Genomic DNA, 13,803 nt, shown 5'->3' on the forward strand with positions numbered 1-13,803 from the left:
CTTTACGGGAGATTTTTTATAATGTCTTTAGATAAAGGTACCAAAGAAGAGATCACGAAGAAATTTCAATTGCATGAAAAAGATACTGGATCGGCAGATGTACAAATTGCTATCCTTTCAGAAAGAATTGCAGAAATTAATGAGCATCTTAAGCGTGAGTCCAAGGATATTGTCTCCAGACTTACCTTAATGAAGCTTGTTGGACAGAGGCGTAAGCTTCTTGACTATCTCAATTCTACTGATACTCAGCGATACCAAAGTTTAGTTAAACGACTAAACTTGCGTCAAAAATTTTAAATCGCAAATTCTTGAGTGCTTATACCCTAACCGCTAGGACTCTTCGCTTAGCGGTTTTTTCTTTTTAACAGCTTAAATGCTCTGTATTTGACTTGTTGCTTATCTTTCTTCTTGCTATAGTTTTACTTAAGCTTTTGTCTTTTCAGGGTAATATTTTAGTTGACGAATCGATGAAGTGCCCATCTCTTAGGAAGAGTTCTCTTCTTAAGAAATGGTCAATTCATCCTCCAACTAAAATAGCTCAACTAAAAACTATTTAAGGAGATAACATCTCATGCAATTTGATCATCAGAAAATCACTGTCTCTATTGAAGGAAAAACTATAACATTTGAAACAGGTATAGTAGCTCGCCAAGCAAATGGTGCAGTTCTTTTAACTTGTGGAGAAACCGTTTTGTTAAGCACTGCTTGTCAAGGAGCTAGACCTTCTGCAGAAACAGATTTTCTTCCTTTACGTATAGATTATCAGGAAAAATTCTCTTCTTCAGGAAAAACTTTAGGCGGCTTTATTAAACGTGAAGGACGTCCTACAGAAAGAGAAACGCTTATGAGTCGATTAATCGATAGACCTCTAAGGCCCCTGTTTGAAAAGGGATATTTTAATGAAGTTCAAGTCCTCTCTTATGTATTATCCTATGATGGAGTAAATGCACCTGAACCTTTAGCTATTTGCGCGGCTTCAGCAGCGCTTGTCATTTCTGACATTCCTTTAATTAAACCCATTGGAGCTGTACGTGTTGGAATGATTGATGGGAAATTTGTCGTCAATCCCACTGTGGAAGAACAGAAATCTTCTAAATTAGATTTAATGCTAGCTGGAACAGAAGATGCTATCTTAATGATTGAAGGATACGCAGATTTTCTTACAGAAGAACAGGTTTTAGTAGCCATAGAAAAAGGACATGCTGCTATTAAAATCATCTGCCAAACTCTAATTAAGTGGCAAACACAGATAGGCAAACCCAAAAACCTTGGAGAGCTAAAGCTCTTATCTACAGATTTGATCGATGACATGCGTGAGAAAGCAAGTATTCATCTAAATACCGCATTAAGGATTAAAGAAAAATCAGATAGAGAGTCTACTGTTAAAGCACTATTTACAGAAATGCTCACCCAATACACTTCTGATAAAGATCTTGTATACACAGAAGTGGAGATTAAAAGCGCTTTCAAAAAAATCCAAGCCGAACTTCTACGTAAAATGATTTTAGATGAAAACATACGTGCTGACGGTAGAAGAACAGATCAAGTTCGCGCTATTGATATTAAACCTTCTTTCTTACCACGCACACACGGCAGCGCCTTATTTACAAGAGGAGAAACTCAATCCTTATCTGTTTGTACGCTTGGCGGAGAAAATATGGCTCAACGCTCTGAGAATTTAGATGGAGAGCTTTCCAACCGCTTTTACTTACAATACTTTTTCCCTCCTTTTTCAGTCGGTGAAGTAGGACGCTTAGGAGCACCTGGAAGACGAGAAATTGGCCACGGTAAATTAGCAGAGCGCTCATTAGCAAGAACCATTCCTTCCATAGATGTATTCCCTTACGTTATTCGCTTAGAATCAAATATCACAGAATCCAATGGATCCTCCTCCATGGCATCTGTTTGTGGATGTTGCCTAGCTTTAATGGATGCAGGTGTGCCGATTAAAAGACCTATTGCAGGAATTGCTATGGGGTTAATCTTAGAAGAAGCAAGGTTTGCTATTCTCTCTGATATTCTTGGAGTGGAAGATGCTTTAGGCGATATGGATTTTAAAATTGCAGGAGATATGGAAGGAATAACCGCTTTCCAACTCGATATTAAAGTAGAAGGGATTACCATCGAGGTTATGCAAGCAGCGTTAGCTCAGGCTAAGCAAGGAAGACTTCACATTTTACATAAAATGCTTGAGGCATGTCCTAAATCTAAAGAAAATCTTTCCTCCTACGCTCCTCGTATTGAAACGGTTATGATTAAACCTTCAAAAATTGGAACATTAATTGGACCAGCAGGTAAGCAAATTCGCGCCATTATTGAAGAAACCGGTGCACAAATCGATATTGATGATAGTGGCCGCGTTAGCATTGCATCCACCAATAGCGAATCGATGAACAGAGCAAAAGAAATGATTCACAATCTAACAACTGATGTAGAGATTGGAAAAACTTATAAAGGTAAAGTCGTATCCATTGTTAATTTTGGTGCTTTTGTAGAAATTTATGGCAAAGAATGCCTCTGTCACATCTCTGAGCTCTCTTGTAATAGAGTTCAACATGTAGAAGACGTAGTGAAACTAGGCGATACCATTGAGGTTAAAGTTTTAGACATTAACGATCGTGGTCAAGTTAAACTCAGTCATAAAGCAACTCTTCCAACTCCTCAAAAAGATGCAGCTCGCGGGGGCTAATTTTTTTAATAATTAAAATCGGAATAATCGGTTTCACAAAACCGTTGATTCCGATTTAATTCATTAATCTTTTGCATATCTTCAGGATGTAAAAAGAAGTCAAACACATGAAAATTTTCTTGTAGGTGTTGTTTAGAAGAACCTTTAACCACCACTGCTATTTCTTTTTGAATCAGCCATTTCAAGATAATTTGTGCGGGTGTTTTTCGGTACTTATCCCCTATCTTCTTAAATATTTCCTCTTGAACAAGCTCTCCCTTACCTAAAGGACGATAAGCGATTAAGCCGATCTGATGGTTTTGGCAAAATTGCCACAGCTCTTTTTGGTAAAGATAAGGATGGAACTCCACTTGGTTGTAATCAATCTTAATACCCTTATCTATCACATCTTGCAGATGATGTATGGTAAAATTACTCACTCCAATATGATGAACCTTGCCCTGTTTTTTCAATTTTTCCATCTCTTTTAGAACTTTTACCATGGGTTTTTCTCGATCTGGCCAGTGAATCAGAAATAAATCTAGATAGTCCAAATTTAATTCTTGTAGAGCCAAAGTACAGCTTTCTTCAGCGCTTTTTTGATCTAGAAAAAACTTAGAGGTAATGAATAACTCTTCTCGATTAAATCCATGAATAGCTTTTGCAATATCTCGATGATTTTCATAAATCAGCGCTGTGTCAATATGACGATAGCCTAATTCTAAAGCCGTTTTCACCGTGGAAACACAAGACCTACCTGATAACTCCCATGTGCCTAAACCAATTAAAAGAACTTTTTCTTTTTTATCCATTAAAAACCCTTAGCTTACGTTTTTAACAAAAAAATATACTTTTTTGATTTTATCAGGTAGATCTTTCCTTTGAAGTAGAAGAGCGATGGCTGGAAGCTAACCTGATTTTGTAATGGGGCAATAAGGTTGTTGCCCCAATTTCATGAGGTCATAACCTTAGCTAGCATAAAAGACTGCTAGAATAGTCTAGGCTATCCAGATTTAATGGAAAGATTTTTGCAAAATTATCGGGTCTAATCAAACACAGGGTTTCATCAGGTATTAAGAAAGTTTCTTCATTTGTAAGTTGAATTACTCGAAAAGTAAGCCCTGAATCTGCTTCTATTTGCCTTGAAAATTGATCTAAAACAGTGAGATTTTTCTTTGAGGTCGTGTTAACTAATAAAGAAAATCCCAAGTTTTGCTGAACTAAACGAGAATTTTCTTTTAACCCATCATTTATAGAAAAAATTGTATCAACTCTTACAAAGGAAGAATTGTTTGCAGCTTGATTATAAATCTGCATTTCTTTAACAAGGCCTCCTGCAGAAGAGTTTATTTTTTCAGAATCTGCCTTTTTTTGATTTGAATCTGCTTGAATTTGTAGGGCATTCTCCAGTCTTTCTCTAGAAAAATCATCCAATATTACGCTGTTAAAAATTTTTTTAGAGCTTAAGTTTAGACGCCAAGCAAGGGAAAATGCATCTTCAATAGCCGCGTTCAATCCATATCCTCCTGCTGGAAAAAACACATGTGCGGCATCTCCAATGAGAAAAACCCTTCTATCATTCATGCACGTAGCGATTTTAGATGCTGTATGATAAAAGCTGACCCCTCCAATTGTTTGCGGATCAATTTTAATACCAGATCTTTCTAGTACTATAGCAGTAAGCTCCTCACAAGACTTGACTCTATGAAACCAAGCATCTGAAACTTTGCCAGAAAATTTGTATAGGTCTTCTGGCAAAGGAACAACAACCAAACGATCTAATTCTTTGGTGGTATACATAGCCATCTCATTTTTTGTAGGAAATGAAGCAATGACTTTTGCATCAAAAGTGAAGGAAATCTCAGGAGTGGTTACCCCTTCAAACGAAATACCCATTTCTTTTCGAACAGTGCTCTTTGCACCATCAGCAGCTACTAAAAACCTTGCAGAAATCGAGTCCATAGCTCCTGTCACCGCATCTTGAACAATAGCTGTAACTGAATCTTCACTTTGCTTAAAACTAACAAGTTTTTTTCCCCATCTCATATCTTTGTTTGAACTTGTCAAATTGTTTTGAAGAATCTCTTCCAAACTAGATTGATGCATTGAAACATTTTTATCATTAAGATCTCTTCCCTGTTCAAAAACAATCTTTTGAGTAAGCTTTCCCTCTACATACAGATTATTTCCATTTAATTCGATGGATCTCTCGGTAATTTTATCTATCAGATTTAATTTATCCAGCAACTTGAGTGTGCTTTTATGCAGCCCGGTCGCTTTACTTAAATCTGAAGAAGAGGTTCGTTGTTCAATTAAACAAAACCTGTTTTGATATAGCTGTAATAGGTTCGCCATTACCAGTCCTGCTGGCCCTCCTCCAACAATTAGTGCCAAAGGAAGCTCATTTGGATTACACGCTGAAATGCTTGTCATATTAACAACCCTTTATTTAGAAGCCGCTATGATTTTCATTTGGCGTCCATCTGGGTCTTTTATTAAGATTTGAAAACTATCTAAGGAAATTACGTTAAATTGGGGTTTTTTTACTTGTTCAAGAATAGTACTCAAATCGGGTACCTGATAAATAAATTCCATTGCTCCTACAGGAACCTTCCGTTCTGGATAGATTTCTGTAAAAGGCCCAACCCAATCAATACTATAATGCTTAGGACCCTTACCATGTTGTTCTTCTTGGCATTTCTTATAGCTAGCATAAAATTCTTTAGTCTTTTCAATAGAAGGCGATCTCAATATGGCAATTAAACCTGGAGGAAGAGAAATTGATTGGGTTAAAAGTCCGCTGGTTATTGAACAAAAACGAATGGGGCGAGAGTCAGGATCTTGGATTTCATTTACCTCTTTGTCTCCTACAAAGGCAAATCCAGCCTGAGCTGTATCAGATGGTAGGATTACTATATTTATTTTCCGTGAGTGTATAGGATCTTTGTTAGGTATAAGAGAATTTATTGCAGTATAGTATGCCGTCGTAGCTTCAAGCTTTGGAGTTTTCAAAAGAAGACAGACTTGCAGTTGAGCAGCTATCTTGCAAGAACTAACCATCATAAAGACCTCTTCAAGTTGAGAATAAAAAAAGTTAACGAAGTCATTATAGTTCTAGCAAATATTTTAATCAAAAAAACTTATCGATATATCTTATTTAATTACTCCATAGCCTGTTTCATTTTTTCTACCGTCTCTTGCAATTCTGCAGAACTAATAGGCCCTCGAAGATCAGCTAGATACATTTTTAGGATAAATTTTAAACTTGAACTATCCCCTGCTTTACGCGGAACATAATGAAAATGCACATGAGGAACTGCTTGACCCACTTCACGACCATTTTTTTGAAGAAGAAGATAAGCAGAGGTTCCAAACACCTTCATTGCTGCTTGATTTACCTTTTTAATCAACTCACTCATTTGCAGTTCTTCTTCTTTAGATAACCCTTCAAATCTCTCAACATGTCTTTTAGGAATGATTAGACAATGGCCAGGTAAAATCGGTTTATGTGTATACAGCGCAAGAACAAGGTTATCCTCGTAAAAAGCTTGCCTAGCTAAAACTGCAGGATCACAGAAAGCACAATAAGTTTGGGATAAAGGAGCAGGTTTTTTTAGTAAAAAAATAGATCCCGCTACTAAGCAAATTAAAATCAGAAAATAGATGATTTTACGCATTTTTTATTTCCCTTGGAGTTCGAAAAATTTTAGAACAAATGAAAGGAGCTCCTAGGCTGATCCACAATCCCAGCAGAAAAGTCCCCACAAAAAAAGAGATCTTTGAATAGGAGATAGAAAGGATACTGCCCAGTCCAAAGCAGAAAAAAGCTCCAAACATTCCTATACCCGTTCTTAAAATACACTCCTTATAACCTCTAGGAGGATGCCAAGGTAATTTACAATAACAACTTATTAAAAGACCTGTTGCTATCCCTATGTTACAGATATAAATTAAGATGTATGAGGCATCGTAAAATAAAAGAGGGATAATCACAAGCTGACTGATTAGAAAAAGAACTCCTGGTCGTAGATTTTCCAATAAAGGACAGACATGCTTATAAAATGTCCAAAGAGCCAATCCTACTAGGAAGCCGCCTAAGATATCACTAGGAAAATGAAGCCCTAAATAAACACGAGAAAAAGAAACCAGAAAAATATAGCTAAAAACTAAAAAATATCTCCCATTACTCCTACCTGAGCTTAAAAATAAAGCAGATAAAAGAATTACGGTTTGAGCAGCACCACTTGGAAACCCATAACCATCCACATAGATAATCCCAACACTTGGATCTAGATCAAAAGGTCTAGGAAATAAAAATAACCGTTTTAAAGCATGATTGATAAAAGCGCTGGACATCAAAAGATAAAACAGTCTAGCTCCTATTTTAGAGCCATATATAAGCCACACAGCAGGGATAAGTATAAGAAAAAATATAGGCCTGTCAAATAAATCTAACCATGTAAAAAACTCATCGAGTATAGGATTTCTAAATCGTTGAATAAAGCGAATAAGCTCTAGCTCTAAAGAGTGTAGCATAGCATTTTTTACTCGTATTTTTTAAAGGCTATGTAAGATGATATAGTTATAAATATTATTGGTGTAGGTTAAAAGATGAATATGGATTGTATAACTCATTTAATCGTTACGGTTCATTTGATATTGTTAAAAGAAGATAGGATTTTGCTTTCTCTTCGTCAAAATACCGGTTATGCAGATGGGTTGTATTCCTTAGTTACCGGAACCCTCAATGGAAAAGAAAGCGCAATTGAAGCAACCATTCGTGAAGCAAAAGAGGAAATTGGAATCGATCTTGCTTCCGAGCAGTTAAGATTTACATCCACAATGCATTGCTTAGGGGCAGATGGAAGAGAATTTATTGAGTTATTTTTTTTAGCTTCAAGTTGGCAAGGAGAGCTTTTTAATCAAGAGCCAGAAAAATGTAAAAAAATCGCCTTCTTTCCCAAAGACGCCTTTCCTAAGGAAATCATTCCTTATGTGCAGAAAGGGATTGCAAATTCTTTAAACCAAATCTATTACGATGAGTTTGGCTGGGAATATAGATGAATATACCCCAAAAAACAGATTCTTTAAGTTTTAAGAAAAAGAGAAGTAATTTTTCATTCTCCAACAATTTCCTGAATTGGATGATTTAAAGAGTTATAAATAATTCTCTTTGATGACCCATTAGGCAGAATAATCCGTGATAAACCATGAAAATTATTATATTCATAATGTGCTATTCCGTTTTCAGCATCGATAACTTTAATAAGATGATAATTTTCATCATATTCTAAATGAACTTTGTTCCCATTAGCATCTTTTGTCCAAATCAAATTACCCACTTCATCATAGCCATAACAGACGTTTCCTACTGGACTTGATACTTTAATAACTTGGTCTCGCTCATTATAAATATATTCAAAGCCTCCTTTTATATCCTCAATACTAGTTAATCTCGATCGATCATCGTATTTTCTTTGAATTTTGTATCCATATGCATCAGAAATCGCTGATATTCTGCCTTCTGTATCATAGGAAAAGAGTTTTGCTAATTCGTTTGCCTTTTTAATCGCAGTGACTGCTCCTGTTTGTTCATCAAACTCATATTCAGTTGCTTCAGTTATTTCATAACAAAATGAGGCCTGGCCGGTTATAGAATCTTCATTTTTTAAAGCGCCACATGGTAAAAAATATTTAAGTCTTCCTTTTTCATCATAAAGATAAATTTTTACATCTTTCCTTTCATCCATTGCAGCCACCAATCGATTTGAGCTATCATACCAAAATTTCTCTTCTATTCCTGCACTATTTTTGATAGAACAGAGGTTTCCTTTATTATCATAATTATATTTCGCCTCACAGCCAAAGCTATCTTTAATTAAGGTAGGCTCAAATATATCATCTTTATAAAAGATTTCAATGCCGCGACCTAAAGAGTCCTTTGATCTTAATAGTCGATAGCTGGAATCATACTGATTGAATACTTCTATGTTATTTGGTCCTTGTATCTGCATTGCATGGTCTTTCAAGCTAAACTGCTTATTTATTTCGGTCTTTCCATTAGCCACAGTAATAGCTCGGTGATAATTATCATAGGTGGCTTCAAATGTAATTCGCTTTTTAGCATCATAAATTATATTCAGGTTTTTTTCTGAATCATAACCATAAAAAGCCATTGGGCCCAATTGATCCGCCACTGAATAAAGTTGACCGTTTTCGTTATACTGATAGTAAATGATTTTTCTTCCAGGACCAGTAATGCATATGATGCGCTCATCTTGATATTCTAATTGAATCTTCTTGCCATTGGAATGAGCCATCTTTATCAATTGACCATTATCATAGACATATTCAATACTTTGTCCTTGTTTATCGATTTTTTGAAGAAGCTTACCATTTTCATTAAAAAATATTTTAACTCCTTCTTTATGCAAAATAAAACTTCCATTTTCTTGCTCTATAAGGACAGCTGCTAAACCAGCTGTCCGATAAACAGGTAGCAAGTGAATATCTAATCCTTGGAAAAAATAGCGAAACTCTCTTCCTTCTTCAGAGATGAAAATTTCAGCGAAAACCTCTTTTGCGATATCTTTTTCTTCCCACTTAAGATACATCTTTTTTCTTGGAAAATATAGAGATAATGAACATAACTCCCAGCCTTTGCCAAATCCAGAAGTGCGCTCATTAAATGAATTATAATAACGCACTAGCTTCAAGGAGAACTCTCCTGGAAGAGGAAAACACATGTCTATAAAAGTTTTTCGAATGTTGCCAATTTTGCGCGTACGCTCAATAGTATGTGCAATCGCTTTTAATCTATCCTCGCATGAGTAATCTATATCCCACTCCATCTCATTTTCTGAAGGCCTTGAATTGATAGCGTTTTCTTGCAATAAACCAGGTGTATCACTAAAAGTTTCATGAAAATTGCTTTCAGATAAATGATAGATAACACCTCCCAATATACAACCGATTTGTAGTCCTCTGGCATACGCGAAATAAGTAGTAGGCGTAGTAAATGGAGTAGTAATCCTTTTTGGAACATAACTGTTGAATAAAGAAAGATCGAGAGGAATATCGTTTTCTTTTATCCACTTGACAATTGCAGTGATCTTTCCAAGCTGTTTAAGCTCTGACAAAATCGGATACTGTTTAGAGAAATCATTAAAATGATCTGTAAAATGACGTGCAAAGCCCTCTACTGCAATATTACTTTTTTGTTTGCTTTTTCTTTTAGATTCGGTTAAGACTTCCATTTCCACTTGATCAAATATAATGGATTTGCCATCAGGAGATTTGATTAGAATAACCTCCTTTGGAACAAACCACATGCGATTAAATAACTCTGGCTCTACTTTGAAATTTGGATCAGAGTACCTACTAGGAAGAGAAGAGAAGCCAGGCACATTAACCTGCAAAAGATTTCCCGTGATATTGTCTTTTCCACCACCCAAACATTTCAGCAATCTATCTGCCTTGAACATAACCTGGCCAAAGCGCGTCCCTTCTGTTGCTCCTTCATAACGCACCGGCATTGGATGAAGATGTGCATAGCGTCCTTTCTTGATCTTTTTATTATTATCAGTATTCCAATCGATTGATACGCCAGGATCTTGTGGTGGCTTTCCTCCAAGCCCATAAACCGAACGTATAGCAACCGCTAAATCATCAAAATCCATAGGCGGCAAGGAATAATTTTGAGAACCGATCAAAATCAATTGTCCCGTAGAGGAATCGTAAGTTGCGCCCAAGATATCTGTAAAAGTTCCTATAAGCTGCGCTGTTTTATCAAAAGATACACCACCAAGGTCGCCAGAAATTGCGCTGTAAGGGCAAGTAGGTTTAATAACATTAGGAGAGAATCTAACAGAAGGGTTGAAACTATCAGGATCTGCTATAAACTTTAGATCTTGTTGCATCGCTCTTTTAAAATCATCTTTTCCCATTAAGCTTTCTAACCAGATGATTGCTTTAGTAGGCATGGAAACCCCCATTAAACTAAAACTTGGATGTTGAACCCCTAAAACCTTTAAACCTTGCTCTAGGCCATCAATACAGTTACCAACCACACCTAAATAAGGCCCTTTCTCAGTTGCATCCATAATTGCCTGTATCTGTTTATCGGTTGCAGGCCAATCATAAAAAAAAGTATTGGGTGTCACTTCATCATCATAATGAAGCCCATCAGGATACCTCCCTACAGTAATCATATCCCCATTATCTTGTGTTAGTACCCAAAATCCATGCCCAGTAAGGGATTTTTCTTGTTTTGTTCCTGTCCTTGCTGGATAAACACAGATTCGAGCAGATCGTAAGCCCAATGGGTCAATAAAATTCACTGGGTTATTTCCAGCATATGTATAGGGATTAAAGCTTTGTGGGTTAGTCAATTTTCCCAGACTTGGATCAGCTGATATAAATCTTCCTATTTCTGGATCATAATAACGATTTCTGAGAAAAATCAGTCCCGTTTCCTTTTCATAGTCTTCACCAGCATAGGTAAAATGATTGGGAATTGCGGAGTGACAATTCTTTGGAAGGCCAAATGCTTCATAAGTATAACGGTTACAGAGATGTTGCTTTTCATCTACTAAAGCAACAACGTTTCTATCTGGATAATCATAAAGGTAAGAATGAGATCCTTTAGAGCTCATCTGATTAAGCCTTGAGAGGCCATAAATATAAAAAAGCTTTGTTCTTTTTTTTTCTGCAGACTCAATAAGAACCTGTGTTACAGGTGAGCGTGCATCATTGATATAAAATGTTTTTTCACCATTAATACTTTTTGAAGTACGACGGCCTTCACTATCATAAGTATATCTGATATCATATTCCTCATCTTGATACGTAATCAAATTGTCATGGATATCGTAGGTATATTCGATAGTTTTATCAAAACGTACTTTCTTCACTAGATTACCGCGAACATCATAAAAAAATTGCGTGTCATCTGTTTTAATTAATCGATTATTCTTGTCATATTCATACGTAATTAAAACTGAAGGGGTCTCTTTTGTAAGACGATTGCCCAAATTATCATATGTATATTTCTCATATCCTTCTGGATATTTTATACTGATTAACCGATTGAGCTTATCATAAGAAAAATCGACACCTCTTGAGCCATTTTCATCGATTTCTTCCATGTGAATGCGGTTACCGTTTCCATCAAAAACATACTGAAACCCCATAATAAGGGTTTTGTCAAAACGGCTATGAAAAACTGAGGTTATCCTTTTAGCCTTATCATATCCATATTCCGTTGTGATTCCAGTTGGAAGGATCATCTTGGAAAGAGTATTACTTTCTTGATCATAAACATATTGTGTTTTTCCATGAGGATACTGCACAGATAACAAACGATCTGCAGCATCATAAGAGTAAGAAACTCGGATTCCACCGGGATAGATGATCTGCTGCAAGCGCCCTCTAAGATCATACGAATAGCAAATAGGGGCTACTCCCGAATAAGTAACAGAAATAAGGCGATTCAAGAGGTCATATTCATAATTGATAATCCCATTTTCATCCTCTGCTTGAATACAATTGCCACTTACATCGTACTGATAGCGAAAAACCTTGCCTTGAGAATCCGTAACTTTAATAAGCTGTTGCATCTGGTCATATTCGTAGTCAATATAGCAGTTATCAGCTGAAATGACTTTCTTAAGGTTCCCTGCTAGATCAAACTCAAAAAAACGAGAAAAAGCTACTGCATCGACTTGAGAATAAAAAAGCCAGATAGCTACACATGCAAGTGCGAAAAATCTTCCAAAAAACATGAGCTCTTCCTTTACTATTTTACATAGAGAGCAACCCACTTAACTTTGATTGGTTTTGGTGGTAGATCATCATTATATGGGACTGCAATGCCAATTGGGATAACATATTCATAAAATGGTGCTTTATTTTTAGAATTTATAGATGGCAGATCAACATCTATTTTTAGCCAATTGATATGACCTACTTTGTAAGCCAATGTGCCCCAGGCCACTGCTTGTCCATGGTTCTTAATCCGTAGTACAACATTGACATTTTTCAGGAAAAGTTCTTTCCGAGGCGGTTGCTGAAGCTCTATTTGCGGATATGTTAATGACTGAAGAACCTGTTCATCATTTAAAAGATAGGGCTTTATTTCAATCTTCTTAGCATATCCTGGTCTTCTACAAAATATTCGCACAAGAAAAAATACTTTATCTCTAGTTATGGTATCTTTAATTTCAGAAAAAGCTAGAAATCCTAATATAATTAGGAGAACAATAGAGCATAAAGAAGGTTTTTTCATGGTTTTCTCCTAGAAGTTTCCATCCAGATGGCCTCTTCAACTGGGTAAGCAATCTTTTCCTGTGGGGAGTCTTTGGAGTTTGATTCAAGAATTATCATATTGCCTCCTTGAAAAAAGGATTCCTTTGTCGAATTTGAGTCTTCAGTGTTTGGTTCATTAGTAGAAAAAATATTTATGTCTTCTACAGAAAACTTTTGATTTTTTTCTTCATCGGAAAAAGTAGATATTGTTAGCAAACAACAAATTAAACTCATTAAATAGCATTTCACTTCTTTAGCTCCTAATAACGTAGAAATTTCTTACGATTTGAGATGATATCGAATTAAGGCTTTCTTAATGAAGAGAAATTCTAAAAAATTATTAGATAGAAAGATGTAGCTATAACTGAGGTGTTAGATTTAATTAAGAAAGGAGCTCTTCATATCTTTCTCAAAGAAATCATTCCTTATATGCAGAAAGGGATTGCAAATTCTTTAAACCAAATTTATTACGATGAGTTTGGCTGGGAATATAGATGAATATACCCCAAAAAACAGATTCTTTAAGTTTTAAGAAAAGAGCTGATGTTTTAACTCTATATCAGAATCAGCTCTTTGAAGATTTTTACTAGCTTATCACCTACTTCCAGGGCCACCAGCACCACCAGAGCCGCTAGCACCTTTTCCTCCAGAACCAGGATTTCCCGGAGCTCCTGGCTTGCCTTCTCCATTTCCGCCAGAACCACCTTGCTCTATGTGTGATTGATAACTCCAGTTCGGCACTGCATACAACTGATAGGTTAATACTGTTAAGGGTATTTCATTACATTAAACCTCTTTTAATAAGAAAATTTTCACTTGCTTTATACTGT

General features: G+C 36.0%; 13 protein-coding genes. 4 read left to right on the forward strand and 9 right to left on the reverse strand.

Going from position 1 to position 13,803, the window contains the following annotated elements:
* Positions 1-21 precede the first annotated feature (21 nt).
* Both rpsO and pnp read left to right on the forward strand, forming a co-directional pair.
* Entirely contained in the window at positions 22-297 is a 276-nt protein-coding gene (gene rpsO, locus RHTP_RS05480; protein WP_138107118.1) for a 30S ribosomal protein S15, read from the forward strand.
* A 274-nt stretch (positions 298-571) separates the two neighbouring features.
* The gene (gene pnp / locus RHTP_RS05485) at positions 572-2,689 is read left to right on the forward strand and encodes a polyribonucleotide nucleotidyltransferase (RefSeq protein WP_138107119.1); all 2,118 of its coding nucleotides are present in this window, start codon (positions 572-574) and stop codon (positions 2,687-2,689) included.
* A 5-nt stretch (positions 2,690-2,694) separates the two neighbouring features.
* Here the strand turns inward: pnp and RHTP_RS05490 are convergent, their stop codons facing one another.
* The 5 genes from RHTP_RS05490 to RHTP_RS05510 form a co-directional block, all read right to left on the reverse strand.
* Positions 2,695-3,480 (reverse strand): aldo/keto reductase, encoded by a 786-nt coding sequence (locus tag RHTP_RS05490; RefSeq protein WP_138107120.1) that lies wholly within the window; start codon positions 3,478-3,480, stop codon positions 2,695-2,697.
* A gap of 160 nt (positions 3,481-3,640) precedes the next feature.
* On the reverse strand, positions 3,641-5,101 hold the full coding sequence (locus RHTP_RS05495; protein WP_138107121.1) for an FAD-dependent monooxygenase: 1,461 nt from the start codon (positions 5,099-5,101) through the stop codon (positions 3,641-3,643).
* Positions 5,102-5,113: 12 nt separating this feature from the next.
* On the reverse strand, positions 5,114-5,731 hold the full coding sequence (locus RHTP_RS05500; protein WP_138107122.1) for a hypothetical protein: 618 nt from the start codon (positions 5,729-5,731) through the stop codon (positions 5,114-5,116).
* Between the two features lie 98 nt (positions 5,732-5,829).
* The gene (locus RHTP_RS05505; RefSeq protein ID WP_138107123.1) at positions 5,830-6,345 is read right to left on the reverse strand and encodes an HIT family protein; all 516 of its coding nucleotides are present in this window, start codon (positions 6,343-6,345) and stop codon (positions 5,830-5,832) included.
* Positions 6,338-7,204, reverse strand: a complete 867-nt coding sequence (locus tag RHTP_RS05510) for a phosphatase PAP2 family protein (protein ID WP_138107124.1) — start codon at positions 7,202-7,204, stop codon at positions 6,338-6,340. Before RHTP_RS05510 ends, RHTP_RS05505 begins: the two co-directional genes overlap by 8 nt.
* 81 nt (positions 7,205-7,285) lie before the next feature.
* Between RHTP_RS05510 and RHTP_RS05515 the strand changes: the two genes are divergently transcribed.
* Positions 7,286-7,732 carry an NUDIX hydrolase gene (locus RHTP_RS05515; protein WP_171005751.1) on the forward strand — a complete coding sequence of 149 codons (447 nt, stop codon included), beginning with the start codon at positions 7,286-7,288 and terminating at the stop codon, positions 7,730-7,732.
* A gap of 53 nt (positions 7,733-7,785) precedes the next feature.
* Here RHTP_RS05515 and RHTP_RS05520 read toward each other — a convergent pair whose 3' ends face one another.
* Genes RHTP_RS05520 through RHTP_RS05530 form a run of 3 tightly spaced genes read right to left on the reverse strand, consistent with a single transcriptional unit; the run spans position 7,786 to position 13,222 of the window.
* Positions 7,786-12,450, reverse strand: coding sequence for an RHS repeat-associated core domain-containing protein (locus RHTP_RS05520; protein WP_138107126.1), 4,665 nt, complete (start codon positions 12,448-12,450; stop codon positions 7,786-7,788).
* Positions 12,451-12,464: 14 nt separating this feature from the next.
* Positions 12,465-12,953 carry a hypothetical protein gene (locus tag RHTP_RS05525; RefSeq protein ID WP_138107127.1) on the reverse strand — a complete coding sequence of 163 codons (489 nt, stop codon included), beginning with the start codon at positions 12,951-12,953 and terminating at the stop codon, positions 12,465-12,467.
* Positions 12,950-13,222: a hypothetical protein gene (locus RHTP_RS05530; protein WP_138107128.1), complete on the reverse strand. Its 273-nt coding sequence runs from the start codon at positions 13,220-13,222 to the stop codon at positions 12,950-12,952. Before RHTP_RS05530 ends, RHTP_RS05525 begins: the two co-directional genes overlap by 4 nt.
* Before the next feature lie 120 nt (positions 13,223-13,342).
* Between RHTP_RS05530 and RHTP_RS09060 the strand changes: the two genes are divergently transcribed.
* Entirely contained in the window at positions 13,343-13,471 is a 129-nt protein-coding gene (locus RHTP_RS09060; protein WP_256360133.1) for a hypothetical protein, read from the forward strand.
* Positions 13,472-13,567: 96 nt separating this feature from the next.
* On the opposite strand, the gene RHTP_RS08815 is transcribed toward RHTP_RS09060, so the two are convergent.
* A complete protein-coding gene (locus RHTP_RS08815; RefSeq protein WP_171005743.1) occupies positions 13,568-13,714 on the reverse strand; it encodes a hypothetical protein in 147 nt (48 codons plus the stop codon).
* Between the last annotated feature and the right edge of the window lie 89 nt (positions 13,715-13,803).

Source organism: Candidatus Rhabdochlamydia sp. T3358, assembly GCF_901000775.1.
In the GTDB taxonomy this organism is placed as follows: Bacteria; Chlamydiota; Chlamydiia; order Chlamydiales; family Rhabdochlamydiaceae; genus Rhabdochlamydia.